This is a genomic window from Pseudomonas extremorientalis (assembly GCF_001870465.1).
Taxonomy (GTDB): Bacteria; Pseudomonadota; Gammaproteobacteria; order Pseudomonadales; family Pseudomonadaceae; genus Aquipseudomonas; species Aquipseudomonas extremorientalis.
Map to the genome: position 1 here is coordinate 243,944 of NZ_MDGK01000017.1, position 22,183 is coordinate 266,126.

19 protein-coding genes are annotated in these 22,183 nt (G+C 61.8%); 7 read left to right on the top strand and 12 right to left on the bottom strand.

Annotated features, from left to right (window positions below):
- Nucleotide 1 precedes the first annotated feature (1 nt).
- From BFN10_RS08605 to gap, 6 genes are all read right to left on the bottom strand, one after another.
- Complete coding sequence (locus tag BFN10_RS08605; protein ID WP_071489314.1) at nucleotides 2-403, bottom strand: YbaN family protein; 402 nt, start codon at nucleotides 401-403, stop codon at nucleotides 2-4.
- Nucleotides 404-549: 146 nt separating this feature from the next.
- Nucleotides 550-1,158, bottom strand: coding sequence for a biliverdin-producing heme oxygenase (locus BFN10_RS08610; protein WP_071489315.1), 609 nt, complete (start codon nucleotides 1,156-1,158; stop codon nucleotides 550-552).
- A 133-nt stretch (nucleotides 1,159-1,291) separates the two neighbouring features.
- On the bottom strand, nucleotides 1,292-3,856 hold the full coding sequence (locus BFN10_RS08615) for a TonB-dependent receptor (protein WP_071489316.1): 2,565 nt from the start codon (nucleotides 3,854-3,856) through the stop codon (nucleotides 1,292-1,294).
- A gap of 115 nt (nucleotides 3,857-3,971) precedes the next feature.
- Entirely contained in the window at nucleotides 3,972-4,940 is a 969-nt protein-coding gene (locus BFN10_RS08620; protein ID WP_071489317.1) for a FecR family protein, read from the bottom strand.
- Nucleotides 4,941-5,014: 74 nt separating this feature from the next.
- Nucleotides 5,015-5,533, bottom strand: a complete 519-nt coding sequence (locus tag BFN10_RS08625) for an RNA polymerase sigma factor (protein WP_071489318.1) — start codon at nucleotides 5,531-5,533, stop codon at nucleotides 5,015-5,017.
- A gap of 150 nt (nucleotides 5,534-5,683) precedes the next feature.
- Nucleotides 5,684-6,685 carry a type I glyceraldehyde-3-phosphate dehydrogenase gene (gene gap, locus BFN10_RS08630; protein WP_071489319.1) on the bottom strand — a complete coding sequence of 334 codons (1,002 nt, stop codon included), beginning with the start codon at nucleotides 6,683-6,685 and terminating at the stop codon, nucleotides 5,684-5,686.
- Between the two features lie 221 nt (nucleotides 6,686-6,906).
- Here gap and edd point away from each other — a divergent pair, with 221 nt between their 5' ends.
- The 4 genes from edd to BFN10_RS08650 are packed head-to-tail and all read left to right on the top strand — an operon-like array spanning nucleotide 6,907 to nucleotide 11,979.
- Nucleotides 6,907-8,733, top strand: coding sequence for a phosphogluconate dehydratase (gene edd / locus BFN10_RS08635; protein WP_071489320.1), 1,827 nt, complete (start codon nucleotides 6,907-6,909; stop codon nucleotides 8,731-8,733).
- Entirely contained in the window at nucleotides 8,730-9,686 is a 957-nt protein-coding gene (locus BFN10_RS08640) for a glucokinase (protein WP_071489321.1), read from the top strand. The genes edd and BFN10_RS08640 overlap by 4 nt, the downstream gene beginning before the upstream one ends.
- A gap of 57 nt (nucleotides 9,687-9,743) precedes the next feature.
- Complete coding sequence (locus tag BFN10_RS08645) at nucleotides 9,744-10,520, top strand: response regulator (protein ID WP_219731708.1); 777 nt, start codon at nucleotides 9,744-9,746, stop codon at nucleotides 10,518-10,520.
- Nucleotides 10,510-11,979 (top strand): ATP-binding protein, encoded by a 1,470-nt coding sequence (locus BFN10_RS08650; protein ID WP_071489322.1) that lies wholly within the window; start codon nucleotides 10,510-10,512, stop codon nucleotides 11,977-11,979. The genes BFN10_RS08645 and BFN10_RS08650 overlap by 11 nt, the downstream gene beginning before the upstream one ends.
- A 59-nt stretch (nucleotides 11,980-12,038) precedes the next feature.
- Here the strand turns inward: BFN10_RS08650 and BFN10_RS08655 are convergent, their stop codons facing one another.
- Nucleotides 12,039-12,971, bottom strand: coding sequence for an AraC family transcriptional regulator (locus BFN10_RS08655; protein WP_071489323.1), 933 nt, complete (start codon nucleotides 12,969-12,971; stop codon nucleotides 12,039-12,041).
- 327 nt (nucleotides 12,972-13,298) lie between these two features.
- On the opposite strand from BFN10_RS08655, the gene BFN10_RS08660 reads away from it, so the two are divergent.
- On the top strand, nucleotides 13,299-13,640 hold the full coding sequence (locus tag BFN10_RS08660) for an antibiotic biosynthesis monooxygenase family protein (RefSeq protein WP_010208042.1): 342 nt from the start codon (nucleotides 13,299-13,301) through the stop codon (nucleotides 13,638-13,640).
- Between the two features lie 9 nt (nucleotides 13,641-13,649).
- Nucleotides 13,650-13,928 (top strand): hypothetical protein, encoded by a 279-nt coding sequence (locus BFN10_RS08665; protein ID WP_083351504.1) that lies wholly within the window; start codon nucleotides 13,650-13,652, stop codon nucleotides 13,926-13,928.
- Between the two features lie 125 nt (nucleotides 13,929-14,053).
- Here BFN10_RS08665 and BFN10_RS08670 read toward each other — a convergent pair whose 3' ends face one another.
- Nucleotides 14,054-14,686: a flavin reductase family protein gene (locus tag BFN10_RS08670; protein ID WP_071489325.1), complete on the bottom strand. Its 633-nt coding sequence runs from the start codon at nucleotides 14,684-14,686 to the stop codon at nucleotides 14,054-14,056.
- 160 nt (nucleotides 14,687-14,846) lie between these two features.
- On the opposite strand from BFN10_RS08670, the gene BFN10_RS08675 reads away from it, so the two are divergent.
- Nucleotides 14,847-15,602 (top strand): COG4705 family protein, encoded by a 756-nt coding sequence (locus tag BFN10_RS08675; protein ID WP_071489326.1) that lies wholly within the window; start codon nucleotides 14,847-14,849, stop codon nucleotides 15,600-15,602.
- A gap of 53 nt (nucleotides 15,603-15,655) precedes the next feature.
- Here the strand turns inward: BFN10_RS08675 and BFN10_RS08680 are convergent, their stop codons facing one another.
- The 4 genes from BFN10_RS08680 to BFN10_RS08695 all read right to left on the bottom strand — a co-directional run bounded on the left by BFN10_RS08680 (nucleotide 15,656) and on the right by BFN10_RS08695 (nucleotide 22,064).
- Nucleotides 15,656-16,975 carry an MFS transporter gene (locus tag BFN10_RS08680; RefSeq protein WP_071489327.1) on the bottom strand — a complete coding sequence of 440 codons (1,320 nt, stop codon included), beginning with the start codon at nucleotides 16,973-16,975 and terminating at the stop codon, nucleotides 15,656-15,658.
- Between the two features lie 284 nt (nucleotides 16,976-17,259).
- Nucleotides 17,260-18,585, bottom strand: a complete 1,326-nt coding sequence (locus BFN10_RS08685) for a sigma-54-dependent transcriptional regulator (protein ID WP_071489328.1) — start codon at nucleotides 18,583-18,585, stop codon at nucleotides 17,260-17,262.
- A complete protein-coding gene (locus BFN10_RS08690) occupies nucleotides 18,579-20,345 on the bottom strand; it encodes a sensor histidine kinase (protein WP_071489329.1) in 1,767 nt (588 codons plus the stop codon). The genes BFN10_RS08685 and BFN10_RS08690 overlap by 7 nt, the downstream gene beginning before the upstream one ends.
- A 195-nt stretch (nucleotides 20,346-20,540) precedes the next feature.
- Complete coding sequence (locus BFN10_RS08695) at nucleotides 20,541-22,064, bottom strand: fumarate hydratase (protein WP_046035276.1); 1,524 nt, start codon at nucleotides 22,062-22,064, stop codon at nucleotides 20,541-20,543.
- Nucleotides 22,065-22,183 lie beyond the last annotated feature (119 nt).

Genomic DNA, 22,183 nt, shown 5'->3' on the forward strand with positions numbered 1-22,183 from the left:
GTCAGACAGGCGCTGCAAGCCTTTCCGGGCGTGACCAGATCCACAGGTTGCCCAGGCTCATTCCGGCAATGGCCAGGTAGATCGGCCAGCCGTGGTCGAGCATCACCAGCATCAGCATGGCGCACAGCAGCATGCTTACAGTGGCGCTGACTTTGGCTCGGCGAGCGATGATCTTGCCGTTGCGCCAGTTGAACAGGATCGGCCCGAACAGCCGGTGGTTCTCCAGCCAGGCGCTGAGGCGTGGCGAGCTTTTAGTGGCGGCCCAGGCGGCCAGCAGGATGAATTCGGTGGTGGGCAAACCCGGCACGACAATCGCGATCAACCCAATGCCCAGGCTGACATAGGCCAGCAGGCCGAAGAGGATCCGGGCGATTTTCGAGGTGGATTGGGTTTTGCGGGTCATGGTTTATTTGTAACGTCGCGAAGTGAGCGCCAACTGTGGGAGGGGCTTGCCCCCGATGGGGATGTGTCAGCTAGAGAAGCGTTGACTGGCGCTCTGCTATCGGGGGCAAGCCCCCTCCCACAGTTGATGGCATTTCAATCTGGATGTCAGGCCAATTCAGGGGCGCTAGCGTACGCCTGTTCGAGCAAGACGGTGAAGCGTACAAACGCGTCGATCGCACCTTTTTCCACTGCGGCTTCCTCTTCGGCACTGAACTCCAGGGCGTCGAGGGTACGGGTGAAGCTTTTCCAGCCTTCGGCGCGACCACCGGCCGGCTCACCCAGGTGACGGGCACCGAAGGTTTCGCTCAGGCCCAGGCCCACGGCACGCTTGATCAGGAACGCAGCGCCCAGTTTGGAGCCTTCGGACACAAACAGCCAGCCCAGGGCTTCGGCCTTGCTCGGGTTTTTCACGGCGCCGGCGACCGGTGCAGGCACCTCGGTGTCCAGGTCGCCCAGGTCCAGTTTGGCGGCTTCGGCACGGCAACGCTCGGCCAGGTCCGGCACGATCTTGATCAGTTCGGCATCGTTGTACAGGGCCACCAGTTCCGATTGGAACAGGTACTGCGCCACCACGAAACGGGCGAAGTTGGCCCGGGTTTCAAACGGGGCGTGGGCCTTGACCAGTGCGTCGAGCTTGGTGTGCGGCTCGTTGGTGATCTGGTTCAGGCGTTGGGAGCGCAGGCTTGCGCGTTCTGCGGTAGGGGAAGCGGTCATGAAAAGTCCTTGAGAAGGGATGCGCCTGGGTGCCCGAAAGAGAGCTGTTATCAACTAGACGAACAAGAAGACGCGGCACAGTAAAAAATCCTCACCCCGTCGAAGAAATTTCAACGGGGTGAGTAGGGCGGTGCTAGATGTCCCAGATCACGTTGATCGCAAAGTTGCGGCCCGGCTGGGTCAGGCGGTCGAGGTTGGCCGGGCCGGTCACGGCGGCTTCGCCGACACTGTCGTAGCTGCGCACGTCATCCCAGTTCCAGTACTTCTTGTCGGTGAGGTTGTAGAGGCCGCCGTTGATGGTCACGTCGTGGGTGACTTTGTAGAAGGCGGTCAGGTCGACCACACCGAAGCCAGGGGTCTTGAAGGGGCCGCTGGTGTCGCCGTCCGGCGCGTGGAAGGTGGTGCTGTCGACGCGATCCTGCTTTTTCACCAGGGTCCAGCTCAACAGGCCACCGTAGTTGTCCTGGTCGTAGCCCAGGCCGAAGACCCCCTTGAGCGGGTTGACGCTGTTCAGCGGCTCGCCATTATCGTCGTTGCGGCCATAGGCATAGGACACCGAGCCCTGGGTGTAGAGACCTTGCGGCGCACCGAAGGCATCCAGGTTCAGGCGGCCCTTGGCTTCGGCGCCCTTGATGGTGGCGCGCTTGATGTTGATGGCCTGGAACTGTTCAAGGCTGCCCCCGGCAACGGCGTTGTCTTCGTCGATAAAGTCGCGGTATTTGTTGTAAAACACGGCGATCTCGAAGGAGCCTTCGTCGAACTTGCCGCGAATCCCGGTTTCGACGCCTTTGCTGGTTTCTGGCTTGAGGTCGGGGTTCGGCTCGACGGTGTAGCCCAGGTTCAGGTTTTCAAAGCGGCCGTACAAGGCCTTGGCGGACGGCGTACGGAAACCTTCGGCGTACTGGCCGAACCAGGTGTATTGATCCGTCAGGGCGTACGTCAGGCCAAACTTGGGCGTCACACGGTGCCAGGTTTTTTCCTTGTCGCTCACCGGGTCCGCCCCTGTCGGGTTGACGGTGTTGAGAAATTCCTGGGTCAGCTTGGGTTTGAGCTGGGTGTAGTCGTAGCGCACGGCGGGCAGGAAGGTCCACTTGTCCCAGGTGATCTGGTCCTGTGCGAACAGCGAATACGTGTTGATGGTCGGGTCGGGGAAGTCGCTGGACTTCTTCACACTGTCGCTGGCCATCGGGCTGGGGGCACCGATGGCGGTGCACCCACTGCCGACGGCCACGCAGGTCGCGTTGCCCTCGCGCGAACCGGTGACTTTCTGCTGCTTGAGGGTGGTGCCGTAGGTCACCTGGTGGTCGGTTTCACCGAGGCTGAACGCCTTGTCGAGCTGGGCATCGAAAATCCACTGTTTTTCCTGGTAGAGCGTGTCGCGGGTGCGCAGGACACGACGGCCTGACTGATAGATCTCGGCGGTGGTCTGGTCGGTCTTGGCGATCTGGTAATTGAGGCTGGTCTTGATGCGGTCGGCAATCGGCGACTCGAGGGCGAAGCTGTTTTCCAGGCCGAAACGTTCACGGGTAATGGTGTCGTTGCCACGACGATCACGGTAGAGGTTGAAGCCTCGGCCGCCGATGAACGGGCCGCCTACCGCGTTCTTCAGGTTGACGTCGCGATCGTCCTTGTACTTCTCGTAGGTCAGGCCCAAGCGGTTGTCATCGCCATAGTTCCAGCCGAGCTTGGCCAGGATGTTGGTGGTGCGCGCGTCCTCCGGGTTGGCGCCGGTGCGGGCCAGGCCGGTGGCGTTGTTGCCGTCGTAGGATTCGGTCTCGTGGCCATTGCGCTGGCTCAGGTGCAGCAAGCCATCGAAGTCCTGCACGCGGCCGGCGACGGTGCCGGAGGTCAGCCAGCTTTCGTCGGCGGAGCTGTAGCCGGTCTTGAGGCGGGCGCCGAAATCCTGGCCTGGCTTGATGATGTCGTCCGGGTCGAGGGTGAAGTAGCTCACGGCGCCACCGATGGCGCTGCTGCCGTACAGGGCGGAGGCCGGGCCGCGCAGGATCTCCACACGCTTGACGATCTCCGGGTCGACGTAGTTGCGACGGGTCTTGGCGTAGGGGCCGTTGAAAAAGTTGTCCGGCACTTCCACGCCGTCCACCTGGGTGAGGATGCGGTCGCCGTCGATACCGCGGATGTTGAAGCCGGCGTTACCGGAGCGGGTGCCCGCGCCGCCGACCGAGACGCCGGGCTCGTAGCGCACCAGTTCGCGGATGTTGTTGACGTTCTGGCGGTCCAGTTCTTCGCGATCCTGCACGCTGACGGTGCTCGGTACGCTGGTCACATCCTGCTCGTTACGGGTGGCGCTGATGGTCACCTGTTGCAGGTTGAGGGTGCCGCCCGCTGCGCGTTTTTCCAGGACGATGTTGTTGCTGCCCAGCTTGCGGTAGCTCAGGTTGGTCCCCGCCAACAGCCGGTCCAGGGCTTTTTCCGGCGACAACGGACCGCGTACGCCAGGGGATGACACACCCTGGGCCAGTTCCGCCGGCAGGCCGACCTGCCAGCCGGTCACGGCGGTAAAGGCGTTGAGTGCAGAGACCAGCGATTGCTGCTCGATGCTGAAGTTGTAGTTGCCGTGGCTGCGCGGAGCAGGCTCGGCGGCGGTGGCGTTCATCACTGGCGCACCGGCCAGCAGGATGGCCGCCGTCAGCAAGGACAGGACGGGCGAAGAGGACCGGCGGTTGAAGCAAGAGGACATCGAGAGCGCTCCGGGGTACGAATCTTATAGTTGCGAACCGAACCAAATAGGAATCAGTTGCATTGGCTAAGACGAGACGTACCAGTGCCAGCTATCGAGTAAAAATAATTCTCATTTAGTTGAGGATCACCAGCGCCGGGTATTCCGACAACTTGGCCGAGGTGATGTGGGCCAGCGAGCGCACCACATCCAGGGGCTGGTCGAGGCGGTAATTGCCGGTGACGGCGACGCTGGCGAGTTGGTCGTTGGTGTTGACGATCCAGCCAGGGTAATAGCGGCGCAGCTCGGCGAGCACTTCGCTCATGGGGCAGTTTTCGAAGATCAGCCGGCCTTGCACCCACGCCAGGTCCTTGTTGGCGTCCAGTCTGGCGGGCGAGCCGAAACCCTTGGGGCCGATGCGGATGCTTTCCCCGGCGCTCAGACGCACGCGGGCATCATTGAAGGTATTGCTCAGGTCGACATCGCCACGTTGCACCTGCACCTGTGCTTCGCCATTGAGGTAGCGCACGGCGAAGGCGGTATCGCGCACGCTGGCGCGCACGGGGCCGGCGTCGATTTCCAGGGGCAGGCCATGGTTGGGTTTGATTTCGAAAAACGCCTCGCCCTGGTACAGGCGAGCGATGCGCTGATGGTCCTTGATGCTGCTGGAAAACGCCGAATTGGTGTTGAGCAACACCTTTGAACCGTCGTCCAGTTGCAGGCGCTGGCGTTCGCCCACCACGGTGAGGTGATCGGCCTGCAGGCGCACCGGCAGGTTGCTGAAGCTGAATAGCCCGATCAGCAACACGGCGGCGGTGGCCAAAGGTTTCCAATGGGGTTTGATCCGCCGCCAGGCGCTGGGCTTGCGCGGTGCTGCCAGGGCGACGGCGGCGCTGTGCACTGGCGCGCCACCCCAGGCAGCCTGGGCCTTGGCGAAGGCGTGGACGTGGGCGGGATCGCTGGCCAGCCAGGCTTCGAATTCGGCCTGCTGCCCGGGCTGCGGGCACTGCAAGGCGATCAGCCAGTCGAGGGCTTGGTCCATGGCCGTGTCTTGCAACACCTCATGAGCCAGCTCGTGGGGGTGCAGTTTGTTCGGGTCCGTCACGGTGTTCCTCGGGTCTTCGCCACGTTCTATTCAACTTTCCTACAGCTTGAGTCGACGTTTCTGTCGGGTGAAGCTTAAGGCCGATCCAGCCGTTCGGCCACACCTACACAGATGGCCATGATCAACTTCAGTTCCTTTTGTACGGTGCTCAAGGACACTTCCAACTGATCGGCGATCTCCTGGTAACTGCAACCGTGCAGGCGGCTGAGGATGAAGATCTGCTGCTGGCGGGCGCTCAACTGGCCCAGGCTGACGCTCAAGGCCTCGAGCATTTGCTCGGCCTGGGTGGCATCTTCGGGCGTGCTGATGGGGGCGGCGACGCTTTGCAGGACGTCCAGCGGGACATCTTCCTGCAGCGTGCGTGCCTGGATCCGGCGCGCGCGCAGATGATCCAGCGCCAGGTTGCGCGCGGTCTGATAGACGAAGGGTTCAAGGTGATCGATCGACCGCTCGCTGAGGGCCCGGGTGACGCGCAAGTAGGTTTCCTGCAACAGGTCCTCGGCGGTGCTGTGGTTATTGACCATCCGCTGCAAGGTGCGAAGCAGAATCACCCGTTGGGTGAGAAAGACGTGGTTGAAGCGAGATTGGCTCACAGTGCTACCAGACCGATTTGCAGTTAATGATAATGCTTATCATCAACTCAAATGGCAAGTGGCTATTTTCCTTATGCGCGACACAAACCAGTGTGGGAGGGGCAAGCCCCTCCCACACAAGCCCCTTCACAAGGTCCCGCACAGCTCACATCACTCGGCGTTGCACAGCGCCAGGCAGTTATCCAGCATGCGGTTGGAGAAGCCCCACTCGTTGTCGTACCAGGCCAGCACTTTCAGCAATTTACCGCTGACCTTGGTGTGATTGGCATCGAAGATCGACGACAGCGGGTTGTGGTTGAAGTCACTGGAAACCAGCGGCAGGGTGTTATAGCCGAGGATCTTCGAGTGCTGGCTGGCTTCTTTGAGCAGCGCGTTGACTTCTTGCGCCGTGGCTTCTTTCTTCAGTTGTACGGTGAGGTCCACCAGCGACACGTTGATCACCGGCACCCGCACCGCCATGCCGGTCAGCTTGCCCGCCAGCTCCGGCAGCACCAGGCCTACCGCTTCGGCGGCGCCGGTCTTGCTCGGGATCATGTTCTGGGTGGCCGAACGCGCGCGGTACGGGTCGGTGTGGTAGACGTCGGTCAGGTTCTGGTCGTTGGTGTAGGCATGGATGGTGGTCATCAGGCCGCTCTCGATACCCAGCTCGCGGTGCAGTACTTGAGCCACAGGTGCCAGGCAGTTGGTGGTGCACGAGGCGTTGGAGATGATCTGGTGGGATTGACGCAGAATGTCATGGTTGACGCCGTAGACCACGGTGGCGTCCGCGCCCTTGGCCGGTGCCGAGATGATCACCTTGCGTGCGCCGGCGGTAATATGGGCGGCAGCCTTGTCACGGTCGGTGAACAGGCCGGTGCATTCGAACACCACGTCGATCTTGTGCGCGGCCCAGGGCAGGTCGGCCGGGTTGCGAATGGCACTGACGGCAATCCGGTCGCCATTGACGGTCAGGCTTTCCTGATCGTGGGCGACCTCTGCTTCGAAAGTGCCATGCACGGTGTCGTATTTGAGCAGGTGGGCATTGATCGAACTGTCGCCCAGATCATTGATGGCGACGATCTGCAAATCCTGGCGGTAGCCATGGGTATACAGTGCGCGCAGGACATTACGGCCGATACGGCCAAAACCATTGATTGCGATACGAAGAGTCATTGGAAAGTGCCTGTCGTCGATTTGTTGTAAGAATTACAAGATTATTCGCATAAAAATAGAAAACAAGCCTTTTTAGTGGCAATATTTTGTTCAATCTACAACGAGTGACCTGAATCAACTGGTCCGATGATCCAAACGACTCCCTGCCATCCCATGCGCTGCGGGCGTTTGATCAGCATAGACACTCAGGTCGCCACATCCGTTAGCCTGGAGTTCTACACATGCATCCCCGCGTCCTTGAGGTCACCGAACGGCTTATCGCCCGCAGCCGCGCCACCCGCGAGGCTTACCTTGCGCTCATTCGCGGCGCAGCCAGCGACGGTCCGATGCGCGGCAAGCTGCAATGCGCCAACTTTGCCCACGGCGTGGCCGGTTGCGGCACTGAAGATAAAAATAGCCTGCGCATGATGAATGCCGCCAACGTGGCAATTGTTTCGTCATATAACGACATGCTTTCGGCGCACCAGCCGTACGAACATTTCCCTGAACAGATCAAGAAAGCCCTGCGCGAAGTCGGCTCGGTCGGCCAGTTCGCTGGCGGCACTCCCGCGATGTGCGACGGCGTGACCCAGGGCGAGCCCGGTATGGAACTGAGCCTGCTCAGCCGTGAAGTCATCGCAATGTCCACGGCGGTAGCGCTGTCCCACAACATGTTCGACGCGGCCTTGATGCTGGGCATCTGCGACAAGATCGTCCCCGGCCTGATGATGGGCGCGCTGCGCTACGGCCACCTGCCGATGATCTTCGTACCGGGCGGGCCGATGCCGTCGGGCATTTCCAACAAGCAGAAGGCCGATGTGCGCCAGCGCTATGCCGAAGGCAAGGCCACCCGCGAAGAGCTGCTGGAATCGGAGATGAAGTCCTACCACAGCCCCGGCACCTGCACCTTCTACGGCACCGCCAACACCAACCAGTTGCTGATGGAAGTCATGGGCCTGCACCTGCCGGGCGCCTCGTTCGTCAACCCGTACACGCCGCTGCGTGATGCGCTGACCCGCGAAGCCGCGCACCAGGTCACGCGCCTCACCAAGGCCAACGGCAACTTCACGCCGATCGGCGAGATCGTCGACGAGAAATCCATCGTCAACTCCATCATCGCGCTCAACGCCACCGGCGGCTCCACCAACCACACCCTGCACATGCCGGCCATCGCCATGTCGGCAGGCATCATCCTCACCTGGGACGACATGGCCGACCTTTCCGAGGTGGTGCCGACCCTGTCCCACGTGTATCCCAACGGCAAGGCCGATATCAACCACTTCCAGGCAGCGGGCGGCATGTCGTTCCTGATCCGTGAACTGCTCGAAGCCGGCCTGCTCCACGAAGACGTCAACACCGTGGCCGGCAAGGGCCTGAGCCGCTACACCCAGGAACCGTTCCTGGTGGACGGCGAGCTGATCTGGCGCGACGGTCCCATCGAGAGTCTCGACGAAAGCATCCTGCGCCCGGTGGCCCGTGCGTTCTCGCCCGAGGGCGGCCTGCGCGTGATGGAAGGCAACCTGGGGCGTGGCGTGATGAAAGTCTCGGCCGTGGCCCTCGAGCACCAGATTGTCGAAGCACCCGCCGTGGTCTTCCAGGACCAGCAGGACCTGGCCGATGCGTTCAAGGCTGGCCAGTTGGAAAAAGACTTCGTCGCCGTGATGCGCTTCCAGGGCCCGCGTTCCAATGGCATGCCGGAATTGCACAAGATGACGCCGTTCCTCGGTGTGTTGCAGGACCGTGGCTTCAAGGTCGCGCTGGTAACAGACGGGCGTATGTCGGGCGCGTCGGGTAAGATCCCCGCCGCGATTCACGTCAACCCCGAAGCCCAGAGCGGCGGGCCACTGGCGCGGGTGCAGGATGGCGATATCATTCGTGTGGATGGCGTGAAGGGCACCCTGGAGCTTAAGGTGGACGCCGAAGAATTTGCAGCGCGCGCGCCTGCCACGGGCCTGTTGGGTAACAACGTGGGGGCCGGTCGCGAGCTGTTTGCATTTATGCGCTTGGCCGCAAGCTCCGCAGAGCAGGGCGCCAGCGCCTTTACCTCTGCCTTGGAGACGCTTAAGTGAAGTTAGCGCTGGTCGGTGACATCGGGGGCACCAATGCCCGTTTTGCGTTGTGGCGGGATCAGGAACTGCATTCGATCCGCGTGCATGCCACGGCGGATCATTCCAGCCCTGAGGCCGCTATCAAGGTTTACCTCAAGGAGGAAGGCCTGGAAATCGGGGACATCGGCGCGGTGTGTCTTTCCGTCGCTGGTCCGGTGAGCGGAGATGAATTTAAATTCACCAACAACCACTGGCGCCTGAGCAAGACTGCGTTTTGCAAGACATTGCAGGTGGATGATCTGCTGTTGGTCAATGATTTCTCGGCCATGGCCCTGGGCATGACCCGCCTCAAGCCCGACGAATTCCGCGTGGTCTGCGAGGGCACGCCGGAGCCGTTGCGACCTGCGGTGGTGATCGGTCCGGGCACCGGGCTGGGTGTCGGTACTTTGCTGGACCTGGGCGGTGGCCGTTTTGCGGCGCTGCCGGGGGAGGGCGGGCACGTCGACCTGCCGCTGAGCAGCCCACGGGAAACCCAGCTGTGGCAGCACATCTACACCGAGATCGGGCATGTCAGCGCCGAAACGGCTTTGAGCGGTGGCGGGCTGCCACGTCTGTACCGGGCGATCTGTGCGGTCGACGGCCATGCGCCGGTCCTGGAAACCCCTGAAGCCATCACGGCCGCCGGCCTGGCCGGTGACCCGGTGGCGATGGAAGTGTTGGACCAGTTCAGCATCTGGCTGGGCCGCGTAGCCGGTAACAATGTGCTGACCACCGGCGGACGCGGTGGTGTGTACATCGTGGGCGGGGTGATACCGAGGTTTGCCGACTTCTTTATCCACAGCGGTTTTGCCAGGAGCTTTGCTGACAAAGGCTGCATGAGCGACTATTTCAAGGGTATTCCGGTGTGGTTGGTGACCGCGCCGTATTCCGGATTGACCGGGGCTGGCGTCGCGTTGGAGCAGGCTTTTGCATAGGGACTGATGGCCCTATCGGGGCAAACGCATTCCAATGTGGGAGGGGGCTTGCCCCCGATGAGGCCATCAATAACACCCCATAACAACAAGGAGGACCCCGTGAGCGTAATCAGTAAATCGATCCTCCTGGTCGATGACGACCAGGAAATCCGCGAATTGCTGCAGACCTACCTCAGTCGCGCCGGTTTCCAGGTGCGTGGGGTGCCGGATGGCGCGGGGTTCCGCCAGGCGATGAACGAGGCACCGTGCGACCTGGTCATCCTCGATGTGATGTTGCCGGACGAAGACGGTTTCAGCCTTTGCCGCTGGATCCGCCAGCACCCGCGCCAGGCGCAGGTGCCGATCATCATGCTCACCGCCAGTTCCGACGAGGCCGACCGTGTGATCGGCCTGGAGCTGGGCGCCGACGACTACATCGGCAAACCCTTCAGCCCTCGCGAGTTGCAAGCGCGGATCAAGGCCTTGTTGCGCCGTTGCCAGTTCGGCCAGGAGCGCAGCAGCGGCGGCGATGTGCTGGTATTCGATGAGTGGCGGCTGGACATGATCAGCCACCGTCTGTTCCATGTGGACGGCGAAGAAGTGATCCTCTCCGGCGCCGATTTTGCCCTGCTCAAATTGTTTCTCGACCACCCGCAGCAGATCCTCGACCGCGACACCATCGGCAACGCCACCCGGGGGCGTGACCTGATGCCGCTGGATCGCATCGTCGACATGGCTGTCAGCCGCCTGCGCCAACGCCTGCGCGACACCGAAAAGCCCCCTCGTCTGATCCGCACCGTGCGGGGCAGTGGTTATCAACTGGCAGCCAGCGTGGTTGCCGGCAATGTCCACTGAGCCGTTGACCGAACGCCGCCGGCGCTTCCCGGTACCGCGTTCGCTGCTGGGGCGCATGCTGCTGCTGACGCTGCTGGCGGTGCTGTTCGCCCAGGCGCTGTCCAGCGTGATCTGGGTCTCGCAATTGCGCGCCACCCAGCTCGAAGGCCTGGTCACCAGTGCCCGCAGCCTGGCGCATTCGATGACCGCCAGCGTGAGTTATTTTCGTTCGTTACCGGTGGCGTATCGGCCGCTGGTGCTCGATCAACTGCGCAGCATGGGTGGCACGCGTTTTGTGGTGACGCTCAATGATCGCCCGCTGGACATGGCCATCCTGCCGCAGACCCCGCGTAAACAGGCAGTGCTTGAAGCGGTGGATGAGGTGCTGAAGCAGACCCTGGGCGCCGATGTGCATATGTCGGTGGAGTTCGTCAGCGCCGAAGACCTGCGCATCTTCAATGCCGGCCTGAAACTCGATGAGCTGCCGCGTTCCTGGGCGCACTACGCGCTGACCCTGGAACCGGTGAACCCGCCGGTGCTGGTCACCCAGATCCAACTGGCCCAGGGCGAATGGCTGTACATCGCCTCGCTGTTGCCCGAGCCCTACACCAGCCTTGAAGAACAAGGCCTGCCGTCCCAGCAGGTGTGGTTTATCGTGCTGACCAGCGGTTTCCTGCTGCTGTTCATCGGCCTGCTGGTGCACTGGCAAAGCCGGCCGCTCAAGCGCTTGGCGCGGGCGGCGCGGGACATGTCCCTGGGCGCCGACGTGGAGCCGGTGGCCGAAGGTGGCGGCAGCGAAGTGGTGGAAGTGGGCCGTGCTTTCAACGCCATGCGTGAGCGCATCAGCCGCTACCTGACCGAGCGCAGTCAATTGTTCAGTGCGATTTCCCACGACTTGCGCACACCGATCACCCGCCTGCGCCTGCGCGTGGAACTGCTGGAAGACGAAAACCTGCAAACCAAGTTCGGCCGCGACCTGGATGAACTGGAGTTGCTGGTGAAGGGCGCGCTGCAATGCGTGAAGGACACGGATATCCACGAGAACATCGAGCCGGTGGACCTCAATCATGTGCTCGAATGCCTGGTGGAGCCTTACGTGGCACCCAACGGCAACGGCCGGGTCACGCTGGACGGTGCTGCCCTGGCGGCGTATCCGGGCAAGCCGCTGGCGCTCAAGCGCTGCATCGGCAACCTGATCGACAATGCCTTGAAGTATGGGCAGAACGCCCATCTGCACATCGAGGACGATGGCGCGGAGTTCGTCCTGCATGTGGACGACGAGGGGCCCGGCGTGCCGGAGCAGCGCCTGGAACAAGTCTTCGAGCCACACTTCCGCCTCGCCGGGCAGCAACAGGGTTACGGCTTGGGCCTGGGGATTGCGCGCAACATTGCGCACAGCCATGGCGGTGAAGTGAGTTTGCAGAATTTGCGTGAGGGTGGCTTGCGCGTGACCCTGCAGCTGCCGCGCGGATTAGACTGAACACAAGCGGTCCAGTGTGGGAGGGGGCACGCCCCTCCCACATGTTGATCGTCATTGGCTCAGATGCTCTGGCGCAACCGGGCCAGGTCACGCAACGGCGGTGCGCCAAACAATCGGCTGTATTCCCGGCTGAATTGCGATGGGCTTTCATACCCCACCCGATACCCTGCCGCCGACGCTTCCAACCCTTCGGCAATCATCAAGCGCCGTGCCTCCTGCAAGCGCAACTGCTTCTGGTATTGCAACGGGCTCATGGCGGTGATCGCCTTGAAACGGTGGTGCAAGGTCGAGACGCTCAGGTTCACTTCCTTGGCCAGGTCATCGATGCGTAGCGGTTGTTCGTAGTTGCCGTTCAACCACTTGATCGCCTGGCTGACCCGATGGCTCTGACTGTTGGCCACGGCGATTTCATACAGCCGATAGCCCTGCGGCCCACGCAATAATCGGTAAAGAATTTCGCGGTTGATCAACGGCGCGAGCATGGTGATGTCTTTCGGCGTATCCAACAGGCGTGCCAGTCGCAGTACGGCGTCCAACAGTTGGCCATCAATGCGGTCGACGTACATGCCGCGAGAAGTCGGGCGCGATGGCACGCCCATCGGGCCAGCCTCGGCAATCAGCGCCGTGAGCTGCGCCGGATCGATATTGATGCGCACTGACAGGTTCGGGTCCTGCGGCGTGGCATCGATGATCCGCCCGGCCACCGGCATCGCTACCGAGAACACCAGGTAGTTGAGCGGGTCGTAGGCAAAGATTTCGTCGGCCAGGCGTACTTCCTTGCTGCCACTGGCGAGGATGCACAGGGCCGGTTCCACCAGCACCGGCATGAAGTCGCGCGGGGTGTTGTGGCGGTTCAGAAACAGGGTGGTGATGGCCGTACCGTAGGAACCGTCCTCCCAGGTATGCCGGTGCACGATGCTGGCCAGTTCGGCGCGCTGTTTTTCCATCTCGGCGTCGAGGGGAATGGCTGTATGTTCGGGCGGCGACGACATGGAACGTCCTCTACTGGCTACTTCGATGGGTTCAGCTTAGCGGCGGCTTTTCAAACAGTGTTACGTCGATTCTGCACAATCCTTGCCTGATCCTGCGATACATCGTGAATCAGGCAATCGCGGCACCTGTCATCTCCCTGAAACAAGGCCTCGGGCCATGGAATAAACCTCTGTGCCAGACGTCCCTCCTACGCTTCTCGCAGGATTGTGCAATAAGCCGACAGGAATTGACTAACCGCGCGCCGACTCGCGCCGTTATCTTTGATCCTGTGGCAACACGCCCTCACAGTGCTTGCCGAGCATCACTTCTCAACGGGAGAGTCGAACATGTCCACCCCCATTCCCGCGAGCCATATGGCCTTTATCCGCGCCCGCACCGGGTGCAGCACCGAACTCGGTGCACGCTTGAGCAGTTTGATCGAACCGGGCCGCCAGGCTCAGGGTTGCCTGCAGTTCTCGTTGCAGCATTCCCAGGTTGATCCTGATGTGTGGTTGATCTCCGGTTTCTGGAGCAGCGAGCAGGCGATGAGCGCCTACTTCAACTCCCCGGCGCTGATGATCTTCACCGAGCTGTTGAACGACATGGTCGTGCGCAGCATGGACTTCCAGACCTTCACTGATGCATCCGCCGCACACGCCTACGGCGAGTACCTGCAACTCGCCGGCTGAAGGTCTAGAATGGCCGACTTTCCATTGGCCAGGACCTGCAACATGGCACGTAAACAATTTGCCCACCACGAAGCCGTATCCGCCGTAGTACCGGGTGAAGGGGGCTACAGCGCCGCCGTTGCCGTCAAGGCACTGGATGGCATGGGCGCCCCGCAGTTTCACAAGATCCTTGACGGACAGACGTTCAAGACGGCCTCCGATGCCGACGATGCAGCCACTGTGCAGCTTGAACGGCTGACGGGCGTGGACGAAGAGGGTCAACTGACCTGGGCGAGCGCCGCCAACTGAGCAACACCGACAGTCCAATGTGGGAGGGGGCTTGCCCCCGATAGCGGCGTGTCATTCAACAAAGACGTTGAATGTGCCGATTGCCATCGGGGGCAAGCCCCCTCCCATGTTTTATTGTCTTTCAGTCAGGGTTTGCTGGCGCCTGGGCGATACATCCTGAACAGGGCTTCTGGCCCCAACTGAAAGTAATCCGCCGGTCCGCCACCGCGCAGGATCGGCTCGGCGGCGGCGGTATCGTAGATGCCATCCTTGAGCAGCCACTTGGCAATGTGCACCGCGACCACCTCGCCGAGCACCAGCCAGCTCGGCACCAATGCCTTGTCGGCACGTTGCAGCTGAATGATCTGCGTCACCTTGCATTCGAACGAGACCGGGCTTTCGCCCACCCGCGGCACACCAACGATCTTCGAGGCCACCGGCGTCAGGCCGGCCAATTCAAACTCGTTCACCTCAGGTGAGACGGCAGCACAGCTCTGGTTCATCTGCTCGGCCAACGGGCGGGTGGCCAGGTTCCACACAAAATCGCCGGTCTGTTCGATGTTGTTCAGGCTGTCTTTGCGCCCGACGCTGGAAAATCCAATGATCGGCGGAATGTAGTTGAACGCATTGAAAAAACTGTAGGGCGCCAGGTTCAGGTGACCTTCGTTGTCATGGGACGAGATCCAGCCGATCGGCCGTGGACCGACGATGGCATTGAACGGGTCGTGGGGCAGACCGTGGCCGTTGGCGGGTTCGTAGAAGTGGATATCGTCAGGCATGGCCGGGGTTCCTGCAGTGGTCGTCGATGAAGTGGCCATACTATGGAATTTTCATTCATCGCCCACCTATTTTTCACAGCTCCACCGTCAGTCTGCGCCCACTGTCGACAACCCAATAAGTCGGCCTATTGAGAGACTGAGCTTTGGAGCCTTCCCCCTTATGAATAAACTTCCTCAGATCACCCTGGCGTTCTGGGTCATGAAAATCTGCGCGACCACCTTGGGCGAAACCGCCGGGGATTTGCTGTCGATGACCCTGGATGTCGGTTATGCCATCAGTTCGATGATGCTGATCAGCGTGTTCCTGATCACCTTGGTGACGCAACTGCGCTCGAAAACCTATAACCCGGTGCTGTACTGGATCGTGATTCTGTCCACTAGCACCGCAGGCACCACGATGTCGGATTTCATGGACCGCACCTTGGGGCTGGGTTATGCCACGGGCTCCATGATCCTGATCGCGATCCTGATGATCATCTTCGCGTTGTGGCACCTCAGCGGCGATTCGCTGAACGTGAACAAGGTGCAGACCTTCCGGGGTGAGTTGTTCTACTGGATGGCCATCCTGTTCTCCAACACCTTGGGCACCGCGTTGGGCGATTTCCTGGCAGATGACTCCGGGCTGGGCTTTGCTGGCGGCGCCTTGTTGATCGGCTCGGCGATTGCGGCGGTGGTGGCACTCAAATACTTCACCAGGATTTCTTCGGTGCTGTTGTTCTGGGTGGCGTTTGTACTGACCCGGCCGTTCGGCGCGACCTTGGGTGACTTCCTTACCAAGCCCCATGAAAAGGGCGGGTTGGACTTCGGCACCATCGGTTCGTCGGCAGTGTTGGCGGCGGTGTTGGTGGTGATGATTGCGGGGGCGTCGTACGCGCAGCGGCGGTACGGACGTAAGACGATAGCTGAGTTGTCCTGATTCAACCTGTGGGAGGGTTTGCCCTCTCCCACAGGGTTGACTGCAACTGACGTTTAGTCGGTGGTAATGCGCGAGTGCTTGCGGGTGTCCTTCATGGTCACGTAGACCACCAGCGACACCGCGATGCACGCCGTCACGTACCAGTAATAACCGGTTTCCATGCCGATGCTCTTGAACCACAGCGCGATATATTCAGCGGTGCCGCCGAAGATCGACACCGTCAGCGCATACGGCAGGCCCACGCCCAGGGCGCGGATTTCGGTGGGGAACAGTTCGGCTTTCACCACGGCGTTGATCGAGGTGTAGCCGCTGACGATGATCAGCGCCGCCATGATCAGGAAGAACGCGCCCCACCAGGTCTGGATGGTATGCAGGGTGGTGAGGATCGGCACGGTGAACAGCGTACCGAGTATGCCGAAGGCGATCAGGATCGGCCGCCGGCCGATTTTATCCGACAGCCCGCCGACGATGGGTTGCAGGCACATGAACAGGAACAGCGTCGCCGCCGAGATGGTGGTGGAGTCGGAAATGCTCATGCCGACGGTGTTCACCAGGTACTTCTGCATGTAGGTGGTGTAGGTGTAGAACGCCAGCGTACCGCCCATGGTCAGGCCGACCACGGTCAGCAGTTCCTTGGGGTGGCGCATCAAGGTGCGCATTGCGCTTTCCTTGGCCTTTTCCTTTTTGGTGAACGACTCGGTTTCTTCCATGCCGCGCCGCAGGTACAGCGCAACCACTGCGCAGAGTGCGCCGATGGCGAACGGGATACGCCAGCCCCAGGCATACAGTTGCTCGGTGGTCAGCAGTTGTTGCAATACGATCAGCACCGCCAGGGCGATGAGCTGGCCGGAGATCAGCGTCACGTACTGGAAGCTGGAGTAGAAACCACGACGTTGCTTGGTCGCCATCTCGCTGAGGTAAGTGGCGGAGGTGCCGTATTCGCCGCCGACCGACAGCCCCTGCAGCAAGCGGGCAAATACCAGCAGGATCGGCGCACCGATACCGATGATTTCATAGCCCGGGCTCAGGGCAATCAGCAGCGAGCCGAAGCACATCAGGTAGACCGAGGCCATCAGGGCTTTTTTACGGCCGACCTTGTCGGCGTACAGGCCCATCAGCCAGCCACCGATCGGGCGCATCAGGAAGCCCACGGCGAAGATCGCGGCGGTGTTGAGCAGTTGGGCGGTGGTGTCGCCTTTGGGGAAGAAAGTCTTGGCGAAGTACAGCGAAAAAGCGGCGTAGACGTACCAGTCGTACCATTCGACCATGTTGCCGACAGAACCACTGAAAATCGATTTGATGCGGCTGGAGGTAGTGCGCTCTTTTGCCGGCGCGGCCGCCGACCCCAGAGGCAGGGCGTTGGAGTTATCCATTGAAGGATCCTTCATCTAGTTGTTTTTATGGAGCGGCGCGTGCGCAGCCTGGGTCGAGCTATAGCAGGAGCTGTGCCAGGTGTATGAAGGCCCGGAACAGAGGGGTTTGAGGATTTATTTGAGCGAAAAACCGCTGATGATTTGCAGGCGGTGGGCGGAAATCCGCTTATGGCTGTTGTCCTCATCGGGGGCAAGCCCCCTCCCACACTTGAATGTGTTCACAGATCAAAATGTGGGAGGGGGCTTGCCCCCGATAAGGCCTGGCAGTCAACGCAAAGGTTGGCCTAGAGAAACATCTCCCGCACCAACCCATGGCGCTGCATCTTCTCATTGAAGGTGCGCCGTGGCAGTTGCAGCTCGGCCAGTACCGCCTTGATATCGCCTTTGTGTCGGGTCAGCGCGGCTTTCAGGCAGTGGGCTTCGAAGGCCTCTTGCTGCGCGGCCAGGGACTGTCCGGCCTCGATGCCCTCCGGCTCCGGGTCGCCCAGGCCCAGCACCTGGCGTTCGGCGACGTTGGCCAACTCGCGCACGTTGCCCGGCCAGTCATGGCTGAGCAAGCGCCCCAACTGCGCGCCGCTCAATGGCTCGACGCTGCGGCCCAGGCGTTCGGCAGCACTTTGTGCAAAATGATCGAACAGCAACGGGATATCTTCGCGGCGCTCGCGCAGGGGCGGCAGGCGCAATTGCGCGACGTTCAATCGATACGCCAGGTCTTCGCGAAAGCGCCCGGCGCGGGCCTCTTCCAGCAGGTCCGGCTTGGTGGCGGCGATGATGCGCAGGTCCACGTGGATGCTCTGGTTGGAGCCCAGCCGCTCCAACTTCTGCTCCTGCAGCACACGCAGCAATTTCACCTGTTGGGCCAGCGGCATGCTTTCGATTTCATCGAGGAACAGCGTGCCGCCGTGGGCGTATTCCAGCTTGCCGATGCGCTTGCCCTGGGCGCCGGTGAACGCGCCGCTTTCGTGACCAAACAGCTCGGCCTCGAATAACTGTTCCGGGATCGCCGCGCAATTGAGCGCCACGAATGGCTTCTTCGCACGTGGACCAAAATCATGCAGGCAGCGCGCGACCATTTCCTTGCCACTGCCGGTCTCGCCACGGATCAGCACGTTGACCGGCAGACTCGCCAGGTCCAGCACCTGGCGGCGCAAGGTCTGCAAACCCCGGGACACGCCCAGCAGCGTCGATTCCAATTGCGCCCGGTGGTCGGCCTGCTGATGCAGGCGACGGTTTTCCAGGATCAAGCCACGTTTGTCCAGTGCACGGCGCAGGCTGTTGAGCAGGGCGTCGGGGCTGAAGGGTTTTTCGAGGAAGTCATAGGCGCCGTCGCGCATGGCTTCGACCGCCATCGGTACATCGCCATGGCCGGTGAGCAGGATCACCGGTAAATCGGCATCACGGCGCCGCACTTCAGCCAGCAGTTCCAGGCCGCTGAGACCCGGCATGCGCACGTCGCTGAGGATTACGCCGGGAAAATCCCTGGGCAGCTGCGCCAGGCATTCTTCGGCGCGGCCGAACAACTGCACTTCAAAGCCTGACAGGCTCAACCATTGCTCGACGGCCGTGCGGATGCTGGCTTCGTCATCGACCACAATCACCGCGTTCAACATAGGTCGGGCGTCTCCAGCGCGATGGGCAAGGTCAGGGTAAAGACTGCTCCGTCGCCCCGGTTACCGGCGATCAGGCGACCGCCCAATTCGTGCACGATAGCGTAGGACACCGCCAGCCCCAAGCCGAGGCCGTCTCCCACCGGCTTGGTGGTGAAGAACGGGTCGAACACGCTGCTCAGGTGTTCTTCGGCAATCCCGCCGCCGCTGTCGCTGACCGTGAGTTGCCAGAGTTGCTGGTCGGCGTGCAGGCGGATTTCCAGGCGTTTGCGCGGTTTGTCGGCCATGGCGTCGAGGGCGTTGCGTAACAGATTGATCAGCACCTGTTCCAGGCGGATCGCATCACCGCGTACCCAGGCGGGGCGGGCCAGGTCCAGCACCACGCCGATGGCCTCATCGCGCAGGCGTGCGTCGAGCAGGTGCAGGGACTGGTCGACCACCGTGGCCAAGTCCAGGCGTTCGCGCAGGCCACTCGGGCTTTTGCGCGCGAAGGTCTTGAGGTGGCCGGTGAGCGCGGCCATGCGTGTGAGCATATCGTCCAGCGGCGTGAGGGCCTGGTAAGCGTCGTCAATGCGGCCGTGATCGAGCAGCAGGCGCAAGGTGGCCAACTGCATGCGCTGGGCGGTCAGTGGCTGGTTGATTTCGTGGGCGAGGGCGGCGGACATCTGCCCCAGCGCCGCCAATTTGGCCGATTGCACCAGGCCATCCTGGGCGGTGCGCAACGCCTGGGTGCGTTCTTCCACCAGTTGCTCAAGCTCCTCGCGACTGCGCTGGCGCAAGCGGGCCAGGCGCCAGCGTTGGGTCAGGAACAGCACCAGGAACACCAGCGCCAGCCAGGAACCGGCGGCAGCGAGCCCGGCGTTGCGTTGGTCCTCAAAGGCGAATTGGGGCTTGCGCAGCAGGTGCAGGGTCCAGCCTTCGGCTTTCAGGGGCAGCGATTCCCAGATGTAGTTGGCATTGCCATCCGGGCCGTTGACGCGCATCAGGTGGCTGTTTTCGTCAAAGCGCTGCAGGGTGTGGGTTTCCAGCGCCTGCAGTTGTTTTTTGTCGTATTGGCGGGTGGCTTTCAGCTCGGCAAGGTCGTTGGCCGATAACGGTCGCAGGTTGCGATAACGCCAGCCGGGCTGGTTGGCGATAAACACGATGCCGCGCGCATCGCTGACCAGCAGCAGGTCATTGCCCTGGGCCCATTCGCGTTCGAGCTCGGGGAACTCCAGCTTGACCACCATGGCGCCGAGGAACTGCTCGTGTTCATCCAGCACGGCGCTGGAGAGGAAATACCCTGGGATGCCGGTCGTCACCCCTACCGCATAAAAACGCCCGGTGCCCTGGCTCAGGGTTTGGCTGAAGTACGGCCGGAACGCGTAGTTATGGCCCACGTAACTGCTCGGCAGGTTCCAGTTGCTGGCGGCGACCGCCAGGCCGGTGCGATCCATCAATTCCAGGGTGGAGGATTGCGCGGCCCCATTGATGCGTTCGAGCTTGCGGTTGAGCACGTCCTGGGTGGCGGCGTCCAGCGGGCCTTTCAACGCGCTGATCATTTCCGAGTCCAGCGCCAGCACGGCGGGTAGCGCACGGTAGCGTTCGATCAGGGTGTGCAACGAGCTGGCATAGAGTGCAAGTTGCTGATTGGCACGGGCGGCATCGTCCACCAGGGCCTGGCGTTCAGCGTGGCGGGTGGCCAGGGCTGCGGCCAGCAGTGCGCCAGCGATGATCAGCAGGGAGTAGAAGGTCAGGCGCAGGGCGCGCGGGATCACGATCATACGGTGATGGGCAGGCACGGTAAGGGGAGTGCACCATAGCATGCACGACGTTTATGTTGGGGCAAGCCCGCTCGCCACAACAAGCCCAGTGGTCACAGAAAGCCCAGAGGTCACAACCGCCGCGTTTTCCACAGGCCATAAAAAAGGCGACCGGGCCATGGGCCGCAGTCGCCTTTATGTTTGGAGGGGAAGCGCTTACTGCACTTCTACCGCCAGGCTATCACTGATCTTTTTCTGCCAGATGGCAGGACCGGTGATGTGCACGGACTCGCCCTTGCTGTCGACAGCAACGGTGACCGGCATGTCTTTCACGTCGAACTCGTAGATCGCTTCCATGCCCAGTTCGGCAAACGCGACAACACGCGACTTCTTGATGGCTTGCGCCACCAGGTAAGCAGCGCCGCCGACGGCCATCAGGTACACGGCCTTGTGGTCCTTGATCGCTTCGATCGCAGTCGGGCCGCGTTCGGATTTGCCGATCATGCCCAGCAGGCCGGTTTGTTCGAGGATCTGGCGAGTGAACTTGTCCATCCGCGTAGCGGTGGTCGGGCCTGCCGGGCCAACCACTTCTTCGCGCACCGGATCAACCGGCCCGACGTAGTAGATGAAGCGACCTTTCAGGTCCACCGGCAGGCTTTCGCCCTTGTTCAGCATCTCGACCATGCGTTTGTGCGCGGCGTCGCGACCGGTGAGCATCTTGCCGTTGAGCAACACGGTCTCGCCTGGTTTCCAGCTCTGCACTTCTTCCGGGGTCAGGGTGTCGAGGTTGACGCGACGGGCCGACGGGCCGGCTTCCCAGACGATTTCCGGGTAGGCATCCAAGGGTGGCGCTTCCAGCGACGCCGGGCCCGAACCGTCGAGCACGAAGTGTGCGTGGCGGGTGGCGGCGCAGTTGGGGATCATGCACACCGGCAGTGACGCGGCGTGGGTCGGGTAGTCCATGATCTTCACGTCGAGCACGGTGGTCAGGCCACCCAGGCCCTGGGCGCCGATGCCCAGTTGGTTGACCTTCTCGAACAGCTCCAGGCGCATTTCTTCGATACGGTTCTGCGGGCCGCGCTTTTTCAGCTCGTGGATGTCGATGGATTCCATCAACACTTCCTTGGCCATCACCGCAGCTTTCTCGGCGGTGCCGCCGATGCCGATACCCAGCATGCCCGGTGGGCACCAGCCGGCGCCCATGGTCGGAACGGTCTTGAGCACCCAGTCGACGATCGAGTCGGACGGGTTGAGCATGGCCATTTTCGACTTGTTCTCGGAGCCGCCGCCCTTGGCCGCCACGTCCACTTCCACAGTGTTACCCGGGACGATGGAGTAGTGGATGACCGCCGGGGTGTTGTCCTTGGTGTTTTTGCGCGCGCCTGCCGGGTCGGCGAGGATGGATGCACGCAGGACGTTTTCCGGCAGGTTGTAGGCGCGACGCACGCCTTCGTTGATCATGTCGTCCAGGCCCATGGTGGCGCCATCCCAACGCACGTCCATGCCCACGCGCACGAACACGGTGACGATACCGGTGTCCTGGCAGATCGGACGATGGCCGGTGGCGCACATGCGCGAGTTGATCAGGATCTGGGCGATGGAATCACGGGCTGCTGGCGATTCTTCGCGCAGGTAGGCTTCGTGCATGGCCTGGATGAAATCAACGGGGTGGTAGTAGGAAATGAATTGCAGGGCGTCGGCAACGCTCTGAATCAGGTCGTCTTGCTTGATCACAGTCATGAGTCGCGCTCCTCTATAAGGGAACATTCAATAAAGGTGGGCCCAGTGTTGCATCGGTCGGCTGGGGCCACCTTTCCAAGGCACGCCAAAGTGGTGCAGGCGCGACGCTAAAAAGGCGC